Annotated in this window: 27 protein-coding genes and 1 pseudogene; 14 read left to right on the top strand and 14 right to left on the bottom strand. The window is 38.6% G+C overall.

Annotation, left to right across the window (positions count from 1 at the left end):
- The first annotated feature begins 151 nt into the window (after nucleotides 1-151).
- The 10 genes from AN393_RS16250 (at nucleotide 152) to AN393_RS16205 (ending at nucleotide 7,139) form a co-directional block, all read left to right on the top strand.
- On the top strand, nucleotides 152-349 hold the full coding sequence (locus tag AN393_RS16250; protein WP_024033426.1) for a DUF6435 family protein: 198 nt from the start codon (nucleotides 152-154) through the stop codon (nucleotides 347-349).
- A 584-nt stretch (nucleotides 350-933) separates the two neighbouring features.
- Entirely contained in the window at nucleotides 934-1,674 is a 741-nt protein-coding gene (locus AN393_RS16245) for a hypothetical protein (protein ID WP_055018624.1), read from the top strand.
- Nucleotides 1,675-1,799: 125 nt separating this feature from the next.
- Nucleotides 1,800-2,279 (top strand): hypothetical protein, encoded by a 480-nt coding sequence (locus AN393_RS16240; RefSeq protein ID WP_152968290.1) that lies wholly within the window; start codon nucleotides 1,800-1,802, stop codon nucleotides 2,277-2,279.
- 121 nt (nucleotides 2,280-2,400) lie between these two features.
- Entirely contained in the window at nucleotides 2,401-2,883 is a 483-nt protein-coding gene (locus AN393_RS16235) for a GNAT family N-acetyltransferase (RefSeq protein WP_055018622.1), read from the top strand.
- 99 nt (nucleotides 2,884-2,982) lie between these two features.
- Nucleotides 2,983-3,294, top strand: coding sequence for a hypothetical protein (locus AN393_RS16230; RefSeq protein ID WP_055018621.1), 312 nt, complete (start codon nucleotides 2,983-2,985; stop codon nucleotides 3,292-3,294).
- A gap of 141 nt (nucleotides 3,295-3,435) precedes the next feature.
- Nucleotides 3,436-4,767, top strand: a complete 1,332-nt coding sequence (locus AN393_RS16225) for a hypothetical protein (protein ID WP_055018620.1) — start codon at nucleotides 3,436-3,438, stop codon at nucleotides 4,765-4,767.
- A 71-nt stretch (nucleotides 4,768-4,838) separates the two neighbouring features.
- The gene (locus AN393_RS16220; RefSeq protein WP_055018619.1) at nucleotides 4,839-5,180 is read left to right on the top strand and encodes a hypothetical protein; all 342 of its coding nucleotides are present in this window, start codon (nucleotides 4,839-4,841) and stop codon (nucleotides 5,178-5,180) included.
- Nucleotides 5,181-5,428: 248 nt separating this feature from the next.
- Nucleotides 5,429-6,022 carry a hypothetical protein gene (locus tag AN393_RS16215; RefSeq protein WP_235576211.1) on the top strand — a complete coding sequence of 198 codons (594 nt, stop codon included), beginning with the start codon at nucleotides 5,429-5,431 and terminating at the stop codon, nucleotides 6,020-6,022.
- A gap of 104 nt (nucleotides 6,023-6,126) precedes the next feature.
- Complete coding sequence (locus AN393_RS16210; RefSeq protein ID WP_055018617.1) at nucleotides 6,127-6,657, top strand: hypothetical protein; 531 nt, start codon at nucleotides 6,127-6,129, stop codon at nucleotides 6,655-6,657.
- A gap of 26 nt (nucleotides 6,658-6,683) precedes the next feature.
- A complete protein-coding gene (locus AN393_RS16205) occupies nucleotides 6,684-7,139 on the top strand; it encodes a hypothetical protein (protein ID WP_055018626.1) in 456 nt (151 codons plus the stop codon).
- Between the two features lie 17 nt (nucleotides 7,140-7,156).
- On the opposite strand, the gene AN393_RS16200 is transcribed toward AN393_RS16205, so the two are convergent.
- The 7 genes and pseudogenes from AN393_RS16200 to AN393_RS16170 form a co-directional block, all read right to left on the bottom strand.
- Entirely contained in the window at nucleotides 7,157-7,609 is a 453-nt protein-coding gene (locus tag AN393_RS16200; protein WP_055018616.1) for a GNAT family N-acetyltransferase, read from the bottom strand.
- Nucleotides 7,610-7,640: 31 nt separating this feature from the next.
- Nucleotides 7,641-8,231: pseudogene (locus AN393_RS16195) on the bottom strand (DUF2238 domain-containing protein).
- 61 nt (nucleotides 8,232-8,292) lie between these two features.
- Nucleotides 8,293-9,084, bottom strand: a complete 792-nt coding sequence (locus tag AN393_RS16190) for an SDR family oxidoreductase (RefSeq protein WP_055018615.1) — start codon at nucleotides 9,082-9,084, stop codon at nucleotides 8,293-8,295.
- A gap of 58 nt (nucleotides 9,085-9,142) precedes the next feature.
- Nucleotides 9,143-9,646, bottom strand: a complete 504-nt coding sequence (locus AN393_RS16185) for a DUF962 domain-containing protein (RefSeq protein ID WP_055018614.1) — start codon at nucleotides 9,644-9,646, stop codon at nucleotides 9,143-9,145.
- 73 nt (nucleotides 9,647-9,719) lie between these two features.
- Nucleotides 9,720-10,397, bottom strand: coding sequence for a Crp/Fnr family transcriptional regulator (locus AN393_RS16180; protein ID WP_055018625.1), 678 nt, complete (start codon nucleotides 10,395-10,397; stop codon nucleotides 9,720-9,722).
- 5 nt (nucleotides 10,398-10,402) lie between these two features.
- Nucleotides 10,403-11,059 carry a hypothetical protein gene (locus AN393_RS16175; RefSeq protein WP_055018613.1) on the bottom strand — a complete coding sequence of 219 codons (657 nt, stop codon included), beginning with the start codon at nucleotides 11,057-11,059 and terminating at the stop codon, nucleotides 10,403-10,405.
- A gap of 473 nt (nucleotides 11,060-11,532) precedes the next feature.
- Nucleotides 11,533-14,664, bottom strand: a complete 3,132-nt coding sequence (locus tag AN393_RS16170; protein WP_055018612.1) for a pilus assembly protein — start codon at nucleotides 14,662-14,664, stop codon at nucleotides 11,533-11,535.
- A gap of 371 nt (nucleotides 14,665-15,035) precedes the next feature.
- Between AN393_RS16170 and AN393_RS16165 the strand changes: the two genes are divergently transcribed.
- Nucleotides 15,036-16,349 carry a S41 family peptidase gene (locus tag AN393_RS16165; RefSeq protein WP_055018611.1) on the top strand — a complete coding sequence of 438 codons (1,314 nt, stop codon included), beginning with the start codon at nucleotides 15,036-15,038 and terminating at the stop codon, nucleotides 16,347-16,349.
- Nucleotides 16,350-16,424: 75 nt separating this feature from the next.
- Here AN393_RS16165 and AN393_RS16160 read toward each other — a convergent pair whose 3' ends face one another.
- From AN393_RS16160 to AN393_RS16135, 6 genes are all read right to left on the bottom strand, one after another.
- Nucleotides 16,425-16,835 (bottom strand): hypothetical protein, encoded by a 411-nt coding sequence (locus AN393_RS16160; RefSeq protein ID WP_055018610.1) that lies wholly within the window; start codon nucleotides 16,833-16,835, stop codon nucleotides 16,425-16,427.
- Nucleotides 16,836-17,072: 237 nt separating this feature from the next.
- Nucleotides 17,073-17,588, bottom strand: coding sequence for a M23 family metallopeptidase (locus AN393_RS16155; RefSeq protein ID WP_055018609.1), 516 nt, complete (start codon nucleotides 17,586-17,588; stop codon nucleotides 17,073-17,075).
- 55 nt (nucleotides 17,589-17,643) lie between these two features.
- Nucleotides 17,644-17,913, bottom strand: a complete 270-nt coding sequence (locus AN393_RS16150; protein ID WP_055015174.1) for a YrhK family protein — start codon at nucleotides 17,911-17,913, stop codon at nucleotides 17,644-17,646.
- A 257-nt stretch (nucleotides 17,914-18,170) separates the two neighbouring features.
- A complete protein-coding gene (locus AN393_RS16145) occupies nucleotides 18,171-18,578 on the bottom strand; it encodes a hypothetical protein (protein ID WP_055015175.1) in 408 nt (135 codons plus the stop codon).
- Nucleotides 18,579-18,847: 269 nt separating this feature from the next.
- Nucleotides 18,848-20,104, bottom strand: a complete 1,257-nt coding sequence (locus AN393_RS16140) for a sodium:proton antiporter (protein WP_055018608.1) — start codon at nucleotides 20,102-20,104, stop codon at nucleotides 18,848-18,850.
- A 148-nt stretch (nucleotides 20,105-20,252) separates the two neighbouring features.
- Complete coding sequence (locus AN393_RS16135) at nucleotides 20,253-20,660, bottom strand: hypothetical protein (RefSeq protein WP_055015177.1); 408 nt, start codon at nucleotides 20,658-20,660, stop codon at nucleotides 20,253-20,255.
- 318 nt (nucleotides 20,661-20,978) lie between these two features.
- Between AN393_RS16135 and sbcB the strand changes: the two genes are divergently transcribed.
- A complete protein-coding gene (gene sbcB / locus AN393_RS16130; RefSeq protein WP_055018607.1) occupies nucleotides 20,979-22,424 on the top strand; it encodes an exodeoxyribonuclease I in 1,446 nt (481 codons plus the stop codon).
- A 575-nt stretch (nucleotides 22,425-22,999) separates the two neighbouring features.
- On the opposite strand, the gene AN393_RS16125 is transcribed toward sbcB, so the two are convergent.
- A complete protein-coding gene (locus AN393_RS16125; RefSeq protein WP_055015181.1) occupies nucleotides 23,000-23,881 on the bottom strand; it encodes an NAD(P)-dependent oxidoreductase in 882 nt (293 codons plus the stop codon).
- A gap of 121 nt (nucleotides 23,882-24,002) precedes the next feature.
- On the opposite strand from AN393_RS16125, the gene AN393_RS16120 reads away from it, so the two are divergent.
- Complete coding sequence (locus AN393_RS16120) at nucleotides 24,003-24,554, top strand: glutathione peroxidase (protein WP_055015182.1); 552 nt, start codon at nucleotides 24,003-24,005, stop codon at nucleotides 24,552-24,554.
- A 301-nt stretch (nucleotides 24,555-24,855) separates the two neighbouring features.
- A complete protein-coding gene (locus tag AN393_RS16115; protein ID WP_055015183.1) occupies nucleotides 24,856-25,836 on the top strand; it encodes a 2-hydroxyacid dehydrogenase in 981 nt (326 codons plus the stop codon).
- Nucleotides 25,837-25,909 lie beyond the last annotated feature (73 nt).

Below are 25,909 nucleotides of genomic sequence, written 5' to 3'. Positions count from 1 at the left end.
TGGATGTAAGTCATTAGAATAACGCAGGAGCAGTTATCGAGCCCACTAGGTTACAAACCTCGCGCCGCGATTTAATCGCCCCTAGATTGAACAAATTTCAATCCGCAAAGATCAACACGCCCTAATACTTTTATAAAACTAAGCGAGCCACATGTTTTCACTATTTAAATCAGACCCGACAAAAAAACTACGCAAAGAGTACGACGCAAAACTTGAGCAAGGCATGCAAGCACAGCGTAAAGGCGACATTAAAAGCTACGCCATGTTAAGCGCAGAAGCCGAAAAAATCTGGAGTGAAATAGAAGCGCTTGAAGCAAAAAAGCCAGATAATACCAATCGTGTTAAGTAATTAGACATTTATAGCGACGGATAAATAGAGTGATAACAAGGCATAAATTTCGACATGTAGTTGTTCTACATGAGAAATTTATAACGCAGTTAACGCTTTATTTAGCACGCGAGAGAGGCTAAATATTTAAGTCGATTGGTATAAATATCGTGTCTGTACTGTTTAAAAGCAGAAAGACGCGTTTAGTAAATAACTCATCACCTCGTTTTATAGCCCCCACCAGCCAAAAACCACCTTTTATAATAAGCTTGCATAAACAAATGTACTTAAAGGGTTACTTACGTTACCGCCACCGTGTTTTTAGTGAATAGTAAATGATTTAAAAAAGGAGTTTAGTTTTCATTTTAAATCTTTAGCTGCTGTATTTGCTTACTGCGCTGGCGTTTTTCCCCCTAAGCCAGAAAATGAGGACTCTTTCCTCTTTTCTGCATATTATTAAAAGAACAGCCTAACTTAAAGTTTAATACTCGCAATGTGTTACAGTATTTGTTATTAATATTAAAAATAATAAAGAGGACATACTTTGCTCATAAAAAGAGGAAAGTGTCCTCTGATAAAGTTGTTAGCTGTACAAGGAGTTGAATTTGAGTACGTCGGATGAAATCAAAAAAGAACTTCAGGATTTAGTTGATTCTAAAAGTGATCTAATAAATCTTGCAACGGACACTAGCAAAACAATGAACTTTGCTGAAAAGTATCAAGATTGGTACTCAAGAGCAATTAAACTTGTTGAGGCTCTGGCACCTGAAAGACTTAAAGAATTTTGTGATTACTACCTCATTGATCCTAAAAGAAAAATGAGTAACGCAAGCAATTACGTTATTCAAGATTATATTAAGGGCATTGGCGCAAGATCCGACTATCACAAAGGGGCTTTATGGGATGTGAATAACGTAATTCAAATTAGAGTTATGAACCAAATACATATAATTTCATCCTTAGCTAGTAGAATAGACTCTGTATTACAAGACGTCACAGGGCACTTATTTGCTGATCTCCAAGATAAAGAATTAACTGCCGCAGGGCAGTTAATCAAGATTAGCCCGAGAGCAGCAGGAGCATTATCAGGTGTTGTACTCGAACGGCATTTACAGCGAACAGCTGAAAATCATGGAATAACTATCCGCAAAAAATTTCCAACTATTTCTGATTTAAATGATCCTTTAAAACAAGCCAATGTATACGGCGTACCAACATGGAGAAAAATTCAATTACTCGGCGATCTTAGAAATTTATGTAGTCATCAAAAAAATGAAGAGCCAACAATAGATCAAGTTAAAGAGTTAATTGACGGTGTAAATAGCATTATTAAGTCTGTATTCTAAATAAAAAGTACAGCTAACAAGTCGTTTAAAAGGACAAAAAACAGTTGGCTTTTGCTCCTTCGTCGCTAATTTTAGCCAACAATTTTTTGCCTCTTAACGAGGCGTTAAGTTTTAAGGATGTAAATTTGAGTTTTTTCGTTAAATACAAAGACCATATAAGTTCTATTGGTGTGATAGTCGCCATTTTTTTTTCATCACTCGCGCTTTTGAGTAACCCTAAAGAACCTGATTTAGTTGTATCTTCAGAGAAAATTCAAAATAAAACTAGAGTTGTAATATACAACGGTGGGGACGGACCATGTGCAGGTTTTAAAATAAAATATCCAAACCATTTTGATTCTGTCGAGCAAATTGTTCAATATCAAGAGTCTGCATTGCCGAATAAAAAACTTTCTACTAATGATAAAGGCGAAACGGTTATTGTTTATCCTGCAAAGGTTCCAGATACACTTGAAAAATGTAAAAGTGATAGTTGTATTATAAATGGTGAATTTTTAAAACCGAATCAAGCTATCGCACTCGATTTTTATAAAAAGAAAGCTCATAAATCTAAAAGCAAAATAGCATTCGTTTGTTACGAGGATAGCGAAAAAATACGCATTTAAAACTTAACAAACGCTTTAAACGGAACAAAAACAGTTGGCTACGTTCCGCTTCGCTACACATTATAACCAACAATTTTTGTCCGCTTAAGCGGGCGTTAGCTGTATAAATATAGGTTTGTAAATGGAAATTTGTGAAGCAAAAATTGAAGATGCGGCTATTATTCTTCAGATTCAAAAGGAAGCGTATGTTTCAGAAGCTGAATTGCACAATGATTTTAATATCCCTCCGTTAACCCAAAGCTTAGCTGAACTTGAGTGTGAGTTTAATAATAAGTGTATTTTAAAAGTTGTTTTGAACGGTAAAATTGTTGGTAGTGGGCAAGTAAAATTAAATGGCTCAACTTCTCATATAGGTCGTATGGCTATAAAAGGTAACTATAAAGGTTTGGGTATAGGCTCTAAGCTACTTAGCGCTTTAGAGTTGGCATACCCTGAAGCAGACAGAGTTGAATTATTTACGGGTATTAATAGTAAAGCTAACCTAAACATGTATGAGCGCCGTGGATATAGGCGTATCAAAGAAGAAACTTTGGGCAAAACAACGGTTGTCTTCTTAGATAAGGTGCTAAATACAGCTAACAAGCAAATTAATCAGGACAAATAACAGTTGGTTTTTGCTCCTGCGTCACTTATTTTAACCAACTGATATTTGCCCATTATTTGGGCGTTATACACTTTGATGAAACCTAAACATTGGAAGTTAATGAGAAAGCTATCAATTGCTTATGTCGCAGCAGTTGCAGCTTTACTTTTAATTGAAATATTCGTATTCACCTTCGTGGACTACGGTCATAAACCGTCTAATTTTGTAGGTTGTTACGCCTATGACGCAATGCTTGTAGGGTTTAAATGTGTTGGGATACCAGCGTCTGAGTTCTTTTCTTTCGCTTTAAACTTTCCGCTTTATCACGTGTACATGCCGTTCTTCGTTTTATGGAATCCGCTTTTAGCTTTTGCGGCTATTGCAATGTATTCGCCAGTGGTTATGCTGCTTGTATCCAGTAACAAGGTTTAATCGGCACGTGTATAACAAAAAAATCAAGTTCGCCCGCTGCGCGGGCTGGGACGCAAACATGTGGGCTGCTCACTTCGTTCGAATTTTAGCCCACATGTCTGCGCCCCTTATTTAAAAGTTATGTTTTCAGGAGAGTTCAGAGTGAGCAATCAAGCAATAAACCTGCTGATAGAATATGAATTGCTTAGATCAAATGGCAGTCCTATCGATTTGAGTTCATTGCCAAGAGATGAGCTTTCGAGAAGATATTCATGTTACGTGGAAGCAAGAAAGACTCTTCTCTTTTCTGAAATAGATAGCTATGAATCATCACCTTGTTTGAATGCTCAATTCAGCACATGGTCGAGTAAAGTAACGAAGGAAAAAATACTATCATCACTTCTTGTATACAATAAAGTGGTTTTAAATGATCCATTGATTTCGTCAGATGATCATATTTCCTTAGAGAGACTTGTTGAGGGTGTTAGCTTTTATAGCTGGCTTCATCCATTAATTAGAGCGGGCTTTGTTTCATTATTTCCTATCAACTTCTACAACAAACCAAGTAAAGAAATTCCATTCTTTCAGTCTGATGACTCTTTTAGGTCAAGCATTCCTAAAGAGCTGCATGACTATGCGCACAACAATGCGATATTAAAATCTGTAATTCCTAATGATAAAGGTGAAATGCTTATTTTAAGCGAGGATGCTGCTATAAATCGCAGATCTGCTATTCATGTAGGATTTAAGAATGATTCATTATATTCAGGTGTAAGCCTATATTTATACCAGACAATTAATGGGTATCATGAAAATGATGATGGGTCGCTAAGTGTTAAGCCACGCTGGGATAAAGATCAAATACTATCAGAAAAAAAGTTTAATCAATGGTCATATCAAGCTATCAATCAAGCAATGCTCGCAAGATTGAAAGCTATTTACGATCAATCTTTTCTAGCTGAAAAACTGGGTAATACCTACATCACAGAATCAGATTTTGAATCGAAGATACTTTCTTATTCTGAATCAGATAATGCAAAAAATATATCCCCAGCAGTAAAATTTTTATCTATTAATGACTCATTCGTAGAGATTGAATCTACTAACACAATACTTGAACTAAGGAGTAAATATGGAATTGCATTTGAGCGGTTCAATGCTTCATTGTTAGCTGCATCTGATGAGCTGCAAAACATTAGCTCCAATGAATTCCAAGTAAAGTCACAAAGACTATTACATAGTGAAATCCTCCCTCAAGTAGATGAATATCGTGATTCTATTCGCCAAGTCCAGTCTGGTGCTGTAAAAGGTGCATTAGTCTCTATCGGTGGGGTTGCACTTGGAATTGCTTCAGGGTCAGTAGTACCATTAATTCCTGCTTTAATGTATTCGTCAGCTAGTGCTTTATCAGAATCTCTGCCAGCAATTAGCTCGCTCCAAAGTAACAAGAAGAAGCCTTCATATATTTGGCACAGAATCACAAAGAAAACATAACAAGAAAATCCAGGTGACGCCTACGGCGCACCTGATTTGGGCGTTATATTTTACGGAGAGTCTGGAGTCAAATGGATAGAGTTTTTACCGATAATCAAGAAGAAATTGTTGAGTACGGCCTTGAAAAAATAGATGCCAATGAAACCGTTGAAGTTAATTTAAAAGACTTAACTTACGTTTATCGTACACTGCAAGAATACATGCGCTTCTTTCATCAGCCTGCCCATTATCAAAACTTAAGTGATATTCATAATTTTCTTGGTACCGCGGATAAGCCTGCTGGTTTTCATATTCTTAATGAATCAGTTTATGAAAAAATGCGTGATATGTTTCCTGAGCACATTGACAATATGTTTGGTGAAGGCGACTTTGATTGTCCCAAATTACCAAGTTATTACAATGAGAATAGGTAAAATATAACAAGTCATTAAAGCAGGACAAAAAACAGTTGGCTTTTGTTCGTGCCTCACTATTTTAGCCAACAATTTTATTGCCTCTTGATGAGGCGTTAGCCGTTTCGTAACTTTGGAGTTTGATTATCTTAAATTTGTTAAAGGACCGTAGGGAAAGACCTTTATTAATCTTAACTTTTTTTTCATTTATATTATTATGTTTAGTTGAAATTAGATTTCCAGTATTTTCAATTTTTATCAATAGCCCAATGGAAAGCGTATTAACCGCTGATGGGACTCAAAGTATCTTCTCTGGTTTGTTGATTGGCCTTATTTCTGCTTATATATTTTATGTGTTTATAGATTTCTTACCTCGCACACGTAAAGAAAGAGAAACTATGGAGGTTCTCAATTCCTTAATTGCAGCCACACTTGATTCTTATAGTCGGTGTCGTATTTATGGACACGAAACAGCTTTACCTCATGTAGATAAATCTGTTCTTCAAAAAGATTGGCTTGAGGATGCTAGAGCTATATTTAAAAAAAACAATTCAAAGTACTTACCACTCTTATTTGCAATGCAAACTTCTTATACTCGACTAGAAGATTTTAGGCATGTGTTACCGCTAGCTGTCTCTTTGTCTCCTATGCATACGATGCAGTGGCTAGTCGTAATTGATAAAATTAGGCTGTTGGCTGAGAATTATGGCGAAAATCCTAAAGTAGAAATTGATAAGCAGCATTTAGTAGATAAAAACACTGAAGATAATCCAATCCTTGAATATAAGAGTACACTTAATCTTAGGATGCTCGAAGTTGTTGAAGAATCAATTAAGTGGCTATACCCGAATAAAAACGGCTAACAAGTTACTCAAAAGGACAAAAAACAGTTGGCTTTTTGCTCCTTCGTCGCTTATTTTAGCCAACAATTTTTCGCCTCTTAGTAAGGCGTTCGTAAAGGGTTGTCGTGTTACCGATCGAATATAAAGCACAAAATTATCACGAATGGAATCAGGAAAGATGGGATGAGTACTTTCTTCGTTTAGGTTTGCCTGATGATGAAGCTAAGCGGCAATTTTTCCGGCAAGTAGTCTATGACCACTTTGAGCACCATAATAATCATTATCCAGATTTCGAAATCGAAGATTATGAATATTCGTTAATTCAACTAAGCGTTTCCGAAGTTAGAGAAAAGGTTCGGTTTTTTCCCAGCCCTGATTTGTCTGAGATGTGGGGCCTTCAATACGATGATTTCGAGAAAAGGGACTATCCATATCCTATCTATCAGGAAATGTCTAAAAATAAGACGCCACCATTTCCTCCAATCATTCTCGATTCTTCTAACTTAAAGGTTAATGGTTGGCGAGTTTATGGAAGGCCTATTCATCTTATAGAAGGCACACATAGAACCTCCTATTTGCTGAGAATGGCGGAGAGAAATGTTATTGGCTGGGAGAGTAAGCATGATTTTGTGCTTCTTACACCAAAAAGCACCTAACAAGCCAGTGCAAAATGGAGTTGGCATTGAGTCTTAATATCCAATCCAAATTATTAATTAGTGCAGGTGTTATAGCTTCCGCTTCTGCGATCTGGCACCTACTCTGTATTTTGGGCGGTCCTAGTTGGTTTGCATTTGCTCGGGCACCTCAACAAATAATCGACTCTTCGATTCAAGGAACTTTACTTGCTCCAATTGGCACAATAATCGTTGCAAGCTTAATGTTTGCTTGTACTATTTTTGCTTTTTCAGCAGTTGGTTTAATTCGCAAAGTTCCTCTGCTCAAATCAGCTTTAATTACCATTGCAATGATCTGCTTATTGCGGGGATTAATTGCTGTTCCTACATTTGTAACGCCTTCAGGTTTAGATACTTGGCAAATTGTAGCGAGTACTGTTTGGCTTTATGTTGGTATTTGTTTTTCCGCTGGTAGTATAGAACAATATAGTCTTGGTAAATTAGGCACACAGAAAACTTCTTAAACTCTCCACCCCATTTATTAGATCTCACTATTATTTTTACTATACACATTTTCAGTATTAATTTGCATTAGCAGTGCTGGATTATCTATCGGTTTAAACCCATATTGCGCATACAGGCCATGGGCATCATAAGTGGCTAATAAAAAGCGCCTGAGCCCTTGCAGCTCAGGGTGCTCTACTATCGTTTTAACAAGTAACTTGCTCAGACCATTACCTTGCAAATTTGGAATAATAAATACATCAGCCAAATAGGCAAAAGTGGCGTTGTCGGTTACTACACGGGCAAAACCAACTTGCTCGTTATGTGCGCTGTAAACACCAAAACACATTGAGTTATCAATCGCTTTTTGCATCACGCTTTTGGGTATTCCTTTAGCCCAATAGCTATTAGCAATAAAGTTATAAATAACGCTCATGTTAAGCTTGCTTTTATCTGTGCTTATTGTGAAATTGCGGGTATTTACAGTCATAGCTTATTGTCTTTTTATCATAAAATTTGAATCAGTAATCTTTAACATTTTTTAACTGTTTATCGTGTACTTTTGAAAGCACTAACAGCGAGCAAATAGTCCCAAGTAACGCAATTCCCATATCAGATTGAGTATCCCATACGTACCCTTGCGTACCTAAAAATGCTTATGCGTTTTCACCGCTTAATACTGCAACCCACCACTCTATTAGTTCGTAAAAAGCACTAAACGCTAAACATATCGATACAACGAACACATTTAGCCAGCCTTTACCATTTACTACGTTTTTGCGTAGTAATATTTCACGCGCTAATAATGCAGGCACAAACCCTTGAAAAAAGTGCCCTACTTTGTCGTAGTTGTTACGCTCACTGCCAAATAAGTTATCAAACCAAGGGACTTCGGCGTAGGTGTAATGCCCGCCAACCATTAGCACAATGCAATGCGCTAATATAAAGCCATATAAAATGGGGGTGAGTTTAAAATGCTTATAGCTGCTTGCCATAAGTACTAAACCAATGATTGCGGGGATAACTTCAAGCAGCCAAGTAAACTGATCTTTTGGGTTAATTCCGGACCAAATTAATACAATAAAAAACAGGCCAAGCCATAAATACTTCATTTAGAATCCTTGTCTAAATTGATTGAATTTACAGCATTTTATATATCTAAATCGCCCGATGCTACCTATAGTTTGTTTTAGCGGTTAATCGATTAAATAAGCGAGGGAAAAACCGTTTAATGGTCGGGGCCCAGCCACTTAAGCCTTTACCAACAATTACTTCGTCTTTTTTATTACCAATTGCGAGGATCATTTTTTTAGCGGCTACGCTTACATCCATGCCATTTTCTATTGAGTGCTCTGGCTTGTTTTGCGCTATGCCTTGCTCGTTTAACGAATTATGTGCAATGGCGGTTTTAATAGAGCCAGGGCAAATAGTTAAGCAATGAATGTTATGCTCTGCAAGCTCTGCACGCAGGCAATCCATAAAGCCTACTACCGCGTATTTAGAGCCTGAATAGCCCGTTCTAAATTTAGAGCCTACTTTACCCGCAACGCTACTAATAGAAACAATAGAGCCGCTGCGCCTTGCTACCATACTAGGCGCTACCGCTTTGGTAAGTGCTATTAGGCCAAAGTAGTTAACCTCCATTAATTGGCGGTAAACATTAAAGTCGTTTTCTAAAAATAGGCTGCGCTGTGACACCCCGCCGTTATTAATTAAAATATCGATTGCAGGTAATATCTCGAGTAAATTAGTAACCTGATCCAAAACAGCCTCCGGTGCTGACAAATCAAGTGGCAGTACAATGTGGCCATCGCCGTGTAAGCTTTGCTTTAGTTTGTTAAGTTTATCAACGCTTCTGGCGGATAAAATAACATTAGCCCCAAGCTGGGCAAACTGAGTTGCGAGCTCTTTACCAATACCTGATGATGCACCTGTGATCCATACGGTTTTATTTATATAATCCATGCGTTATTTACCTTTATGTTCTCTGGTGCTAATACTTATCGTATTAGGTCGCTTATTATTATGCTTTAGTTGGGCCTGCTATGGCGTTAACTTCATCTTCTAAGGTTTTATAAAAACCCATTAAGAATAAAAGTTCAACGGTTACATATAAAGGGCCAATAATTAAACCGATTAAATCATCCACAAACGCGGGCTTTTTACCTTCATAATAATGGCCAATAAACTGTAATACCCAACCAAATACAAATACGCCAGCGCCAATACTTAACCAAGGCCAAAAAGTCATTGCCGCGATTGGCTGCGCCGCTAAAAGTAATAATGTAAACAGTACGCCCATTATTAAACCAAGCGACACGCTCAGCATTAAGTAATACACCACGCTTGCAAAAACAAAAAGCTGCGCGCCATCAATAAGTAAGCTGCCAATGGGTATTTGAATACGTGCTAACAAGCACAGCACGGCAAATACAATAAGCGGAATGCCAAAAAAATGAGTTAAGACGTTGCGTTTAGAGCGATGGTACAAACCATATGTACCAAGTTGTTGCTGTAGGGTTTTCATATGTGTGCCTTTTATTGTGTTTTTTTACACTATATCAGGCTTTTAAAATATGACTCTGTCGGGTTGCCGACATTTACTGGCTACAAAGTTGCTCTAAAGCTGATTGGTTTAAAATGGTTACTTTGTTATAGCCAAGTTCGATGAGTTGCTGCTTTGCTAATTTTTTGAGGATTTGATTGGCGGTTTGCCGTGTAAGGTATGTCATATCAGCCAATTGTTGCTGCGACAGAGTAAACGTATGGCCATTACTTTGCGCTAAGTGTGCACACAATATGAGTAAGCGTTTTGCTACACGTTGCTCGGCGCTTAATAGTGCGTGATCTTCCATGCTAGTAAACATAACCCGCAATTTTTGGGCAAGGAGTAACCCAAAGTCTTGCCAATAATGCGGATATTGTTTTAACAGTTGCTCAAGTGCACGATGAGGAACAAAACACAGTGTTACATCGGTTTGCGCATAAACATCGTGGGTGCGCATTCCGCGGTCAAATAAAGTGACTTCGCCAAACCACAGCGAGGCGTCAACAAAGCTTAAAACAGCTTCTTTACCATTATTACTTACCCCACTAATACGCACCACACCACTTAATACAGCATAAATACCGTCGTGTTTATCACCTCGTAAAAAAAGGGATTGGTGCGCGCTAAGGCTCAAACATTTTGCGTGGCTTAGTAAAAACTGCTTTAAGTGTGTATCTCGGCCAGAAAACCACTGCCCTTGTTCAATAATGTGACACTGTGCTTTGCTAATTTCTTTCATTGCATTGTGTTTATATGTGGTTTTAGCTCTTTAGCTAACGACTTTGGTAGGTCTAAATTGCTGGCAATAACAAAATCGTTATAGGCTTCATTACCGGAGAAAAACTCCCCTATAAGCGTTTTATTTTTATATACATTCACTGTAACACCACTGCCCATACCACCAGCATTAATAATGTAGTAATAGTAATTGCCTTTGTTAAAAAACAAAATGCTTTCGCCTATTTTTCCTATTTGGCGATAGTAGCTACCAAATGGCTGCGCTGCTGTGGCAGTGTACTCTAGGCCAATTTTTTGCTCCGTGCCATAACGATAAGTAATAGCCGAGTTATCATTAGCCACACACACAGACAAAATATTGTCAGTGGGTTTTAGTGTATAAGTCACTTTTGCGGTTGGGTTTCGTATCACCTTTTGCATTTTAGCATTTATATAGGCTGTTTCCCCGCGTTTACAATGACTTGGTACAACTCCCTCTATTAGGCCTTCTACAGCAAGTCGCTGTTTTTCTACAGCAGCCACCGGTAAATTAGCGTTTTCTTTTTTAGCCACTAACGGTGTTTTACTGCTACTAAATAAACCCACTTCCTCATCGCAACCATTTAAAAAGAGTACGGGAATACAATAGCAAAAAGAGATCAATTTGAAACTCATACTAATTCCATCTAATACAACTTAACCTTAAAATAGCGGCAAAATTAAGCACTAGCAACCATTAAAATTGGTAAGTTTTATAAAACATTTTTTTAGTCATGTTATGCAAATATTGCTTTACTATTTAGTGACTTATTTAATATTCATTTACACATAAACTGGTTTATTTACGTTCAATTCATAAACAAGCCGATATACGTATATCTATTTTTAATATTAGGATAATGCGCTTTTTTTATGCGCTAACGCAATTTAGTAGCGGCTAAGAGCTGAGCTTTTATTTATAGCCACAGGCTGTGGTAGGTAATTTATTTGAGATAGAAGGCGCTGCAGTGATCTTTCTTAATCAGAACACTTTAACGTAGCAAGGTTTATTTTGGGCTCCAGTCGTATTAGCGAGTAAGTTAGCGCATGCCTTTTAAAGGCATGCGCAGTAAATAATAACAACACGTAATCTTAAAGCTTAAGATAACCTAATCAGACGACGAGTCGTTTTCTTCACGCTTGTAGATGTAAGTTTGCTGTGTTTTGAAGCCAAAACCCAGTGTATCGCTGTCATTTACAAGTTTCACTTTACCATCAACAACAGTTAGCCCTGGGCCGTTAATTTCAGGCGGTTTGATTGGGTTTACGGCGCCTTCACCAGTTAGGCTTGGGCCAATTAAATAAAACTGGCTCACTTGGCTAACAGGTACTGTTTCTTCGTACTCGTAGCCATCACCTGGGATACCATCATCAGGTGTTGGCACATCACATAATCCATTATTGTTAGCATCTATACATGAGTCGCCTTCACCAAAATACAACTGAGCGGTATCGGGTACATCGTAGCTGGTAGTAAATTTAAGTTGGTCGTACACTTTTGTGCCATAGTGTAAATGAAAAGCGTACATTGCACCTCCGCCCCCCGTTAAAGAGCACTGATTTTTATCAGACTCCAGAGCAGGTGTAAACGATGTATAATAAGCTACGCCTCCTACCACGGTGGCTGCAGCCAATGATTTTTCGCCATTACTTAGCTCATATCGCCACCCTTTAAAGCCAGCTAAATCGGCTTCAAGTTCTACAAACTCATCAACATTATCTAGTGCATTACCAAATGGGTCGTCATTCATAAGCATTAAATCACCTGGCAGTATGGGCTCTGGTGTATTTTGTGAATCGAAGGTTTGAGTCACGGTATGCTCATCACGAATCATGTAAAGGTGATCTTGCTCATTGGTTGCAAGCGGGTTTGATCGATTACCACTGCCTATCACAATTGCATCGTAAGGTGTGTCTAACCGTGTGGTTATTTCCTCACCACCATAGCTCGTTTTACTTACTTTACTAAACATAGTTCGTGCGACTAATGGCTTGTAAAAAAAGCGTCGGTCTTGCGTTGCTAATGAACTGCCAAGCTCTGCTAATTTGTAATGAGAAAAACTATTTTTGTCAGCACCTGGCATATCAACACGCCAAATGTTCCCCCCAGTATCAGTGGCATATAAACGGTCAATATAGCCATCGTAATCGGAGTCAAGCGTTGCTATATCGGCAGCTATACTGTGCTTACCTTGAAAATTGTTATCATCGGGTGTTAGTGCCCATACTCTTTCACCGGTTTTAGCTTTAACAATGTAAATGGCTGTACCAGAGTTATCCTCACTTCGAATTGCGTTGTCTTTGTTTGTATCGTATCCGCCACCAAATACCAGTAAAGGCTCATCGCCAAACGCCTTAATATAGGCTATTTGCGGTTTAGACCAGGTTTGAGCTAAGTATTCAAACCCTTGCGAGCCACCAACAATAGGTTTATTCCATAACTGTTTTGGTTTATCTGGTGAGCTAATATCAAGTGCGTAATAGTTTTTACCCCCGCGGCGCATGCCAGCAAACGCCCATACTTCATCACCTTTAGTGGCATCTATTACGCCGTCATTTAAGCCGTCACTGTTTAAACTTTTATTGTTAAAAAACACACTAATGGGCCCATCCATACCATACACTTTGGTATTGGCTTGATTGGTACGAAGTGCAGGTATATTTTTTAAAAGCTCAGCAGGTATAAACGCCCACTCCTCTTCAATGCTGTCACCTTTATCGTTAAACATGTGTAAAAAGCCAGCATTAGTACCCACTAAAATACGTATGTTGCCATCACCATAATCAATAGATACCGGCTTAGAGTGCAAAGGATCACCAAAAATATTAGCACGCTGATCTACTGATGAGGCATCACCATCTTCGTTATCTACATCCATGCCTCTTGCCCAGCTAATATCAGTGCTCGAGATAGCAATATCAGTACCTGGTATGATGCCCCCGATGGCATCTGACACTATATTTAAAATTTCTTTTACTCTATCAAAGGTAAAATCAACAATTTTGCCGCCTGAATCTATATACAGCTTACGGCTTTGTGAATCTAAACTTGAAAGTAAGTAGTTTACGCCCCCTTGTGCGACTAAATTACCATCGGCCGGTTTATTTGAGGGTAGCCAAAACGTGCGAGCGTCTTCTTTAATTAAGCCATCGTCACCTATTGCCTCATTACCTGTTGAGTCAACAATGGTAGAGCCCGACATAGCTAGTTTTTTTAAATTCCCGCCCCAACGAGCGCCTGTTTCAGGATAAAACATTGCAAAATAAATTGCGTCTCGGCTGCGGGTTTGGTCAACGTTATTACTGGCAACCGTAGGCGATGAAAAGCTATCGTTTACTTCACGTATTCTAGAAATGGTATTATTTAATGCTTCGGAGAGCTCTGCTGAGGTATCTGCGTGAAGATACTCGCCTCCACCAAGTTCAGCGGTTTTTTCAAGTAGCGTTTTACCTTTACTGCTCATGCCACTACCAAAGCCTATAGTAAATACGCGTCCTGTGTCTGCCACCTCGGGTGTGTTTTCGTAAAGATCTATTTCAACATCTTTTGTACCATGAATAATTTGGGCTAGAGCCGCTAAATAACTACTACTTGTTTTACTGGGGTTGTAACCAAATTTTTGTTTGTATAAATCTTTAATATCTTTATTACGGTTATTATCCTGAGTCGGGTCGCCGTCGGTCATTAAAATTAAATTTATAGAGTTATCACAGCGCTCCGCTGCTCCATACTTTTGTTTAAAAGGTGATATATAGTCCGGTGGCGTTAAGGGGTTATCATTGGTCTCTACGCTAAAGTCTCGTTGATTAGTATTTTGTCCATACCAAACGGTTTGCCCTGTCATGTATAGGTAGGCTTCCCAGAGGGTTTCTGTAACTGGGGTATTACCACTGGCAGGAAGCTTATTTATCTGCCATAAAATAGTGTCATGTGATGAACCCAAGCCAGCCATAACATAGCCCCCGTGGTCACCATTAAAGCGCATTAATCCAAAGTCGATGGTGTTATTATCGTTGACTAGTTGGGTCATGGCATCTTTAGCCGCATCTATTTTTTTAGGCCCGTTGTTAGGAAGTTTACTTCCCATACTTCCTGAGGTATCAAAAATAATCACTACGCGGGGGTTTTCATCGGTTTCTACGTTATGGTTAACGTACAGCTCTATATCTTCAGCAGTTACAGAGAGGCTAACAGTTGCTGCAACAAAAGAGGCAACAATGCGATTGAAGTTGAGTTTCATTTTAAATCCTTTTATCTGCGCTAAAATCACGCAGTTCCATTCAAAGTGCAATTACTTATTTATCTTTAGTTTTAATTAGAAAAATGCACAAAACAGCTAAATGTCATTAAACATAAGCTTGTTTACAAAAATTAATATTAACTGAATTTGTTATTTTAGGTACTTTAATGAAAATAGCCGCAAATATAAAGAAATTTAATACTCTTAGCATATTTATATATGCACAGCCTTTAGTAAAACCTCTCGTTTTTTAAAAAATTAATCTTATAAAAGCGATAATAAACTCAATAATTTACACAATAGTTACCTGTTGCCATAAAAGCATTAGTGTTGTAGCTTTGTTAATTAACCCAAAACTTACAAGGATTGTCATGATTAAAAAAACAAAAAATATAATTTTATCTAGCTCAATTTTATTACTCTGTGCATGTGGGGGTTCCTCAGAAAACGAAGGCAATGCTATAAGTTCCGACCCTGCAGTATGCGCTAGTCAAACCGCACAAAACGAAGCCCTTTGGGACTACCTTCAAACAGATTACCTTTGGAGTGAGCAGCTAAATACCTCAACAAACCCATCTACATTTGATTCATTAAGCGATTTAATGACCGAAGTTAAATCGCAAGTAGAATTAGATAAATACAGTTATGTAGTCACCGCGCAAGAATATGAAGACCGATACCTTAACGCGAGTTATTTTGGTTATGGTTTAGCAAACAAAATAGAATCTAACGGTCTTCTTGTAAAGTATGTATTTGACAATGGTAACGCAGCAGCTATGGGGTTAACCAGAGGCTCATTAATTACCATAATGAATGGTATAAATATTGAAGAAGCAATAACCAACAATACGTTTGACTACGATGCCTTATTGGGGCCTGAAGAAGAAGGCTATACAGTAGACGTAACATGGATAGATTTAAACGGCGAAGAACAAACCGGCAGTATGGCACGCGCCACAGTTACCACAAACACTGTACTAGATGCCCGCATTTTAGAATCTAACACAGGTAAGGTTGGCTACTTGGCCTTTAATAGCTTTATTGAACGCAGTGCACAAGACTTAGATGACGCATTTTCGTTATTCGAACAAGAGGACGTTTCAGAGCTAGTACTTGATTTACGCTACAACGGCGGCGGTTACCTTAATGTAGCTAAACAGCTAGCAAGCCAAATTGCTGCTGAGAACGTGCTTGGCAAGCCTATGTTTAATTACGAATATAATAAAAACCGTGAAACTAACAGCGTAGATTTTGAGTTGAATAATAACCAACCACGCCTTAATTTACCTCGTGTAGTAATACTTACCACTGAACAAACATTGTCTGCTAGCGAAGTGGTAATAAATGCGCTAGAACCTTACATTGATGTTCAGGTAGTTGGCACAAGCACAGGAGGAAAGCCTGTTGGCATGGATATTAATCAACTTTGTGACCACGTTGTGTTTGCAATAAACTTTAAAATGACTAACTCAGCTGGTTATGGTGATTACTTTGATGGTTTACCTGCAGATTGTTACGCCGAAGATACAATTAATTCTGATTGGGGCGATACCAAAGACCCTCTTCTAAGCGAGGCGCTATACCTATTAACTAATAATAGTTGCTCAACAACTCAAACAAGCCAATTTCCCAAACAAAAATCGATTTATAACAGTTTTGGCCTATTCGATAAAAACACGCTATAACACTTTTAATTGAATACAAAAAAGCCGATGCAGGGTTATCCTTTCATCGGCTTTTTTATCGCGCTATAACGGTTTTTATAAAGATAAATCTTCTTTAGCACGCGTTAAATTATGAGATACCAGTGAGTTTTTAGAGATTTGGTACGCTTCGTATAAATCTGAAAGGCCTGCGGTATCTTTTTTGGCCATCATGCGAGCTACTCCACGGTTACTTAATGCAAACGATGTTAGTTCGCGTACTTTTAAACGTGGGCCGCGGCTTTCTTTTAATAAGGCTATTGCTTGTGTACAAATGGCTTCCGCTTCTGTGTAGTTTTTAGACTCTACATTAAGTGCACAGCTATTAAATGGCTGTTCAAACTCCGGCGCTGCGGCTACAGAATCTTCAATAACCATTAATTTGTAGTCACTTTGATCAGCCATTGCAGCAGCTGAGCAAGTTAAGAATGAGCCAAGAGCGATGGTTTTTAAAAGTGTACGTTTCATGATTATCTTCCTGTTTGGTTAGTCGTACTTGTTGCCGACAACTTAACTTTAGATAATTTTGGTTACAGCGACAAACGATAAAAACAAACCTAATAAGTGAGAAAATCTAACTTATAGACTTTAGTCTAATACCTACTGTAAATAGCGTTTCTTTCACTTTTAAAAAATACTGTAAAAACAAACGATTTAGCTACTATGGCAGTTAATTAGTAAAAGCCATCTATGCATAAAACTGGGTTAGTGAGCAGTCAATTTTTTATGCGGGTTTAAAAAAAACATTTGTCTCCACCCTTGGCTTTGTGTTGTATAAAGCCACGGTATAGGCACAAGCGATAGTATAGAATAATGCACATGAGGTTGTTTTCCTGCAGCATTACCTGTATCACCTAGTAAGCCAATTTGGCTGTTTATGCTAACTACATCCCCTGCATTTACATTGTAGTCATTTAAATGTGCAAAATAATGCACTCGCCATTTTGCACCTAATACCGCAACCACTTTGCCACCTCGGTTTAGTTCACCTGAAAAAATAACAATACCGCTTGTTGCAGCAACCACAGGCGTATTTTTAGCGCCAAAAATATCAATGCCTTTATGCACACCTGAGCGCCCCCATGGCGCATACCAAAATGTATTGTGATTCCAATCCTTACTTGTAGCGCCTTGCACAGGAATTACTAGCTTCTCAGGAATGAGTAAACCCGCTATTAATAAAATTAAAACTGCGCCCAAAGTCCACTTTAAGACTCTCATTACATTCCCTTCGTTGCAAATAGTCATTAAATTATTAATGACAATACCTTAACGCCTAGTGAGTATTATTAGAATGAAACACTTTTTTAACGTGCACTAAACTCATTAATTTTAATACAGGCTTTATAATTAATTGCGCACTGCCCGCTATAAAAAGCCAGGTACCGCTTTCAATTAATGACTCATTTAAAAAGAAAAAACTACCAATTAAAAACCACACCGCAATTAAAAAATCGTTAACTGCGCCCAATGCTTCATAACGGCGTTGGATAGTAATATGCTCTTGTCCTAAGTCTAAGTTAAGCTGATTTTTGCTAGAGCCCATAAATACTACTCACTCTTTAATTTTGAAATTAAACTAACCTGCTTTTACAAGCTAAGCTTATCAGAATAATACAATAGCAAAATACACTTAATCAAAACGTTGGTTTATATCAGTCAGCATTTTTATAAATTTTTCACACTTAATACTAATAATTTAAAAATAAAGGCCATTTAAGGGCGTAATAACACACACAAAAAAGCCCCTACCTAATATAAATAGGTAGAGGCTTTTTTGTGACTCTCGCTAATTAAATTGCTTTATAAGGCAAGCTCTTCTTTAGCACGAGTTAAGTTATGAGACACCAATGTGTTTTCAGAAATTTGTACTGCTTCATATAAATCAGCTAATGCTGCGGTATCGTTATGTGCTTTTAAGCGTGCAACACCACGATTACTTAACGCATACGATGTAAGCTGGCGCACCTTAAATTTAGGGCCTTGTGCATCTTTTAACAGTGCAATGGCTTTAGTACAAATTTCTTCAGCTTGAGCGTAGTTTTTTGATTTAACATTAAGTGCACAGCTATTGAATGACTGTTCAAGAGGCTGCGGAGCAGTTTCGGTTTTAATAACCATTAGTTTGTAGTCACTTGAATCAGCCATTACAGCTGCTGAGCAAGTTAGTAATGAGCCAAGAGCGATGGTTTTTAAAAGTGTACGTTTCATGGTTTATCTTTCCTAATTAAGTTAGTCGCGCTTGTTGCCGACAACTGAACTTTAGAGTAATAGCTCAGCGCCGACAAACGAGAAAAACAAACTCAATAAGTGAAGAAATTTAACCTATAGACTTTAGTCTAATATACGTACAAACTTAAATGTTTAACAGCATGTAAACTAGTGTAGTTACTGCTTGTTTTGAAAAAAGTTTTAAAACAAGTGGTATGCAGTGGCTATGCACACACGCCACTAAACTGTACAAAAATAAAGCGTTAAAATTATTTAGCTTTTATGCTTGTTGCGACTTTTCCTACGCTTAAGCCTTGCACTAAAATTGAAAAAACCACTACTGCATATGTTAAAGCAAGTAATATATTACGCTGCGCTCCATCAGGTAACTGCAATACTAGCGCCACTGAAATCCCGCCACGTAAACCTCCCCAGGTTAACACTTTCCATGCACCGCAGGGCAGTTCAAGCTGTTTATTAAAAACACTTGTTGTTAAGCCAACCACAATTAAGCGTGCGCCTAGCGCAATAAAAATAGTTAAAACGCCCGCCACCAGCAGATTAGCGGAGTACATAATCATCACCACCTCAAGGCCAATTAGCACAAATAAAATGGCATTTAAAATTTCATCAATAAGTTCCCAAAACAAATCAACATAGTGACGGGTTTTATCACTCATTGCTAAATTACGGCCGTGATTACCCACCATTAACCCCACCATAACCATTGCAAGTGGCCCCGATAAGTGCCAGTGGCTCGCCAATGCATAACCGCCTATAACACCCGCGAGCGTAAGTAATACTTCTTCTTGATAGCTATCTATCGCCTTTAATAAATAATTTAAAGCGCCCCCTAATACTAAACCAAATGCAATACCGCCGCCTGCCTCAACAGCGAGCGTATGAGCAACAGAATAAGTAGTAGGTATTTCACCACTGGTTAAAATGCCTAATAAAAGCGCAAACACGACCACGCCTATACCATCATTAAATAACGACTCCCCCGCTATAACAGTTTCAATACTTTTAGGGGCGCCCGCAGAGCGTAAAATTCCCATTACTGCGATGGGATCAGTTGGCGAAATCAACGCACCAAATAATAAACACCATATAAACGATAGGTTAAACCCTAATAAAGGCACCACAAGGTATAACGCAGCAGCAATAATAACTGTCGAAATTAGCGTACCGGCACACGCTAAAATACCTATGGGTAATTTATAACGCCTTAAGTCACTTACATTTACGTGCAGCGCCCCTGCAAAAAGCAGCATGGAGAGCATGCCATCGAGCAAAACGTGAGTAAAATTGAGTTGATCAAGTAGGCTTACTTCGTAATCAATAAGTTTATCAAACCCTAAAAAGCCCAAAAATATCGCAGCAATAGATACCAAAAGCGAGATAACCATCACTCCAATGGTGGTTGGCAAGCCAATAAACCGGTTATTAATATAAGCAAGTAATGCGGTTATTGTTAAAAAAATCGCGCTGATTTCAAATATACTCAACGTACTCGTGACATCCATAGTCTTACTCTCTTATATGTATAAACCAACTAGTGTTCACTTTTTACATTGCCCTTTTAAGCCCCGTAACGTAAAAAGCCCATGTTAAGTACAAACTTAACATGGGCTTTTTATACACTGGCTTAATTAAAGCATGTTTAGCACTTTTTTATAGTGCAAGCTCTTCTTTAGCAAGTGTTAAATTATGAGATACCATTGTACTGTTAGACATTTGCGCTGCCTCGTACAAATCAGCAATAGCTGCTGTGTCATTATTTGATTTTAAGCGCGCAACCCCTCGGTTACTTAACGCGAATGACGTAAGTTGGCGTACTTTAAATTTAGGGCCATCTGCATCTTTTAATAGTGCAATTGCTTTTGTACAAATTGCTTCAGCCTCAGCATAATTCTTAGATTTAACATTAAGAGCACAGCTGTTAAATGACTGCTCAAGTGGCTGTGGTGCAGTGGCTTGTTCGATAACCATTAATTTGTAGTCACTTGTATCAGCCATTACAGCAGCTGAGCAAGTTAATAAAGAGCCAAGAGCGATGGTTTTGATAAGTGAGCTTTTCATGATTATATTCCTGTTGAGTTAGTCGTGCTTGTTGCCGACAACTGAACTTTAGAGAATTACAATAAAAACGACAAACGATTAAAACAAAACCAATAAGTGAAGAAAATTAACTTATAGACTTTAGTCTAATGCCAAACTAGTAAGCAATTCATAGCAAGTGCATTAACTATAATTAGTAAACACCACCTAATTTAACTCCCTTATCAAGCGCAAACCTATAAACTCCCTCGCCCATATGCCATAATCTAAATAATTCATTATTTTAGTAACTTGGCGCGTATTTAGACGCATTTAAGTTAACTACTCAGGGTTTTTAGCATGGCATATCAAGAACAAAATCAAGCAACAATCTACTGGCACGATTATGAGACATGGGGGGCGAGCCCTCAAAAGGATAAGCCGAGCCAGTTTGCGGGTATTCGTACCGATCTTGATTTAAATATAATTGGCGAGCCGCTTATTGAATATTGTAAGCCGCAAGCGGATTACTTGCCCCACCCTGAGGCGTGTTTAATTACGGGTATCACACCACAAGTGGCGATGAAAAAAGGCTTAGTTGAGGCTGAGTTTATTGCAAAAATTCATGCCGAATTTAGTGTGCCAAACACCTGTGTGGCTGGTTATAACAGTATTCGCTTTGACGACGAAGTTAGCCGTTATAGCTTTTATCGCAACTTTTACGACCCGTACGAGCGTGAATATAAAAACAATAATAGCCGCTGGGATATTATTGATTTAGTACGTGCTTGCTATGCGCTTCGCCCTGAGGGTATTGAATGGCCACTAAAAGAAGACGGTAGCCCAAGCTTTAAGCTTGAGCATTTAACGGTAGCGAATGGTATTGAACACGCTGCTGCGCACGATGCGCTAAGCGATGTAACCGCCACTATTGCACTGGCTAAACTAATAAAAGAAAAACAGCCAAAGCTTTATAACTTCTTTTTTGGGCTGCGTAATAAAAAAGCGCTCGGTGAGTTAGTAGATGTATTTAATATGACGCCGCTGGTACATACCTCGTCACGCATTCCAGCCACACAAGGCTGTACCACATGGGTTGCGCCTATGAGCTTTCACCCGGTAAATAAAAACGCGGTTATTTGTTTTGATTTAACCCAAAGCCCGCAAGTACTCATTGATTTAAATGTAGAAGAGTTACGCACCCGTTTATATACAAAACGTATTGATTTAGCCGAGGGTGATTTACCTGTTGGTTTAAAACTGGTGCATTTAAACAAGTGCCCTATTTTAGCGCCTGCTAAAACATTATTGCCTGAAAACGCCGCCCGTTTAGGCATTGACCGCGAGCAATGCCTCGCTAATTTAGCTATTTTAAAAGCCAATACTGAACTTCGCGATAAAGTAACTGAAGTGTTTAACGAAAAAGGCGATTACAGTGCCACCACTAACGTTGATTACCTACTTTACGATGGCTTTACCAGCCATGCCGACAAAGCTAAATTTGCGATTATACGTGATGCTAAACCAGAGGAACTCGCTGGCTTAAATTTAGATTTTGAAGATAAAAAGTTCAATACATTACTATTTAGATACCGTGCACGAAACTGGCCAGAAACACTAAACCAACAAGAACTTGACCAATGGCGTCAGTATTGTCAAAACAAGCTAATGCACGGAGAAGATCAACCTTCTATCAGTGCACAAGATTTTATGATCACCCTTGAAAACTTGGCCCATGAGCACGACGACAGCGAAAAGAACCTGACCATTTTAAAGGCTTTATATAATTACGCACAAAGCATGTAATTTAAATTTGTGTAGAGCACTTTTAAAACGCGATGCTTTAGCAATAAAGTATCGCGTTTTTTGTTTTATATAACTTCATTACTATAGAAAAGCCAAAAATTCTGCACAAAGAGAGGCGAATGAGAAGACATAAAAGCAATAATCTTTTTAGCTTTAACAATTCCTCTGAAAGCGCAGCGTCTCTTACCCTCTTTGTGAATAAATCACTTTACGGGCTTTGCCCGTCACGCAAGCAAGCTTGGCGTCTAAAAGTAAAACCCATACCTACACCTTGGTGGTAGGCGTAGAGCTTGCTCACGTGAAAAGCGCAGCTTTTTAAATTAAAAAATAATCCACAAAGAGAAACAAATGAGGAGCAAATGAGAAGACATAAGCCATTAATCGTGTTTAATTAATCTCTTTCTCAAAAAGCGCAGCGCCTCATATCCTCTTTGTGAATTAATCATTTTACGGGCTTTGCCCGTCACGCAAGCAAGCTTGGCGTCTACAAGTAAAACCCATACCTACACCTTGGTGGTAGGCGAAGAGCTTGCTCACGTGAAAAGCGCAGCTTTTAATCTTTAAAATGTGAAACGTTATTTTTTATGCAGCGCTTCTATTCGTGCAAGTAAGCTTGATGTATCGTATCGGCCGCCACCAAGTGCTTGTACATCAGCGTAGTACTGATCAACCGTTGCGGTCATCGGTAACGTCGCACCGTTGTTTTTAGCTTCATCAAGCGCGATGCCTAAATCTTTACGCATCCAATCTACCGCAAAACCAAACTCGTACTCTCCTGCCCACATTGTTTTGTAGCGGTTTTCCATTTGCCACGACCCCGCAGCCCCTTTTGAAATGGTTTCAATTACTTTTTCACCATCAAGGCCTGCTTGCTTGGCAAAATGTAGGCCTTCTGATAGGCCTTGCACTACGCCGGCAATACAAATTTGATTAACCATTTTACATAACTGCCCTGCGCCCACATCGCCTAATAACTGGCTAAAACGGCTATAGGCTGCCATTACGGGTTGCACTTTAGTAAAAACAGCTTCGTTTCCGCCTGCCATAACTGTAAGCACGCCGTTTTCAGCACCAGCTTGCCCGCCTGATACGGGTGCGTCTATAAAGTCGATATTTTGCAAAGCTGCTTTTGCTGCTACTTCACGCGCTACTTCAGCTGAGGTTGTTGTATGATCAACTAATACCGTGTGTGGTAACATGCCGGCTAAAACACCGTCGTCGCCATATACTACAGAGCGTAAATCGTTATCGTTCCCAACACACATAAACACTATATCGGCTTCACTTACCGCTTCACGTGGAGTGGGCGCAAAGCAACCTGTGTATTGTTCTGTCCACGTTTGAGCCTTAGCTGTAGTACGGTTATATACACACACATTAAAACCAGATTTTGCTAAATGCCCTGCCATTGGGTAACCCATTACCCCTAAACCTATAAATGCAACATTGATTGACATAAAAGTGCCTTATTTTCCTGATAACTTAGAAACTAGGCTCCGATTATGTCAATCGGATGGTGAAAAAGCGAATGAAAGTCTTTATAAAATTTCCATAAACTGGAAATTAAGTAGGTAACCTATGGATAGCATTTATCAATTTAACGCACCACTTTATAACAGTGAAAGTTTCCCCCTTAGCCAATTAAAAGGTAAAACCATACTTATTGTAAATACAGCCAGTAAGTGTAACTTTTCTATGCAGTTAAGTGCTCTTGAAAAACTTTATCAAGAATACAAAAAAAGCGGATTTACAATATTGGCGTTTCCGTGCAATCAATTTGGTCAAAATGAACCGCTTGATAATTTAGCCATTAAAGACTTTTACCAAGCGCAATTTAACGTCTCGTTTGAGGTGTTTGGAAAAGTGATGGTCAACGGTCCTGAAGCGCACCCGCTTTTTAATTATTTAAAGTCGCACACACGTGGTATTTCACAAAACCGCGCCGTAAAGTGGAACTTTACTAAATTTTTAATTAATTGTGATGGGCAGCTGGTTGCACGTTACGCTCCACGTACCAAGCCCGAAACACTAAAACAGGTCATTGAGGCAAACTTACCTAGCGCGGTGAGCGCTAATAATTTAAATAACGCTAAAATAATACCCAACTTTAATGCACTAAAAGGTGCTTAATTATTCTAAATCAATAAACCGGTGGTTACTCAAGCATGCTTTATTAAACTAGTTTAAGGTTATGTATAGTACCAACCACAATAATACTTAATTATTTTTGGGGCTAAACGTGTTGCTATCTGCGTTATAAAACTCTCATTTACGACTGCTTGAATGCAGAAGGTAGAGCAATGCAGGAGCAATTGCCGAGAACAACTAAATAGCGAATTTTTTGCCTTGCTATCAACACGTTCTTCCATCCTCAAAATAGCTCACTTGATTATGCGGATTGCTATAACAGCTCGGCTTTGGAGTAAATAACATGAACATTGCTTTTTTTAGTACGCAAAAATACGAGCAGCCATTTTTTGAGCGCAGTTTTAGTAAACACCCTCAAATAGAGGTTTGTTACTTTGAGCAAGCGCTTAACGAGCAAACAGCACTGCTTGCTAAAGGGTTTGATGCGGTGTGTGTATTTGTAAACGACACGGTTAATGCAGTCGTAATAGAGCAATTGGCAGAGCTTGGTGTGGGCACTATTTTACTTCGCTGTGCGGGGTTTAATAATGTTGATTTAGTTGCCGCTAAAGCACATAACATTAAGGTATTACGAGTACCCGCGTACAGCCCAGAAGCCGTAGCTGAGCACTGTGTGGCACTTATGCTTACCCTTAGTCGTAAAACACATAAAGCCTATAACCGCGTACGCGAAGACAACTTTGATTTAAACGGTTTATTAGGTTTTAACTTACATGGCAAAACAGTTGGAATTATAGGCTGTGGTAAAATTGGCCTTGCACTTTGTAAAATATTAAATGGCTTTGGCGCGCATATTTTAGTGTGCGACCCTTATGCAACACCTGACGATTACACTATTACCGATTTAGATTCGCTGCTTACGCAAAGCGATATAATTTCACTGCACTGCCCATTGAACGAGCACACACACCACTTAATAAACGATGACGCGTTTAATAAAATGAAACCCGGCGTTATGCTTATTAATACCTCGCGTGGCGCGCTACTTAATAGCAAAGCCTGTATAAACGCGCTTAAAACTAAAAAGCTTGGGTATTTAGGGCTTGACGTATACGAGCAGGAGTCTGAGCTGTTTTTTAAAAACCATAGCGATGAAATAAACCAAGACGATATATTCTCGCGCTTAGTGAGCTTTAAAAATGTATTAGTTACTGGCCATCAAGGCTTTTTTACACAAGAAGCACTTACCGAAATTGCTAATACCACCTTACAAAATGCGCAGGAAATAAACCAAGGTAAGCAGCTCACTAATGAGGTTTTATAAATTATTTACCTTTAATTAGTAGGCACAAAAAAGCGAAGTAAGCTTTAAACTTACTTCGCTTTTTTATTTTATT

Source organism: Pseudoalteromonas sp. P1-25, assembly GCF_001401805.1.
In the GTDB taxonomy this organism is placed as follows: domain Bacteria; phylum Pseudomonadota; class Gammaproteobacteria; order Enterobacterales; family Alteromonadaceae; genus Pseudoalteromonas.
Note: the sequence above shows the minus strand (reverse complement) of the source record. Positions and strands in the feature narration are given on the sequence as shown.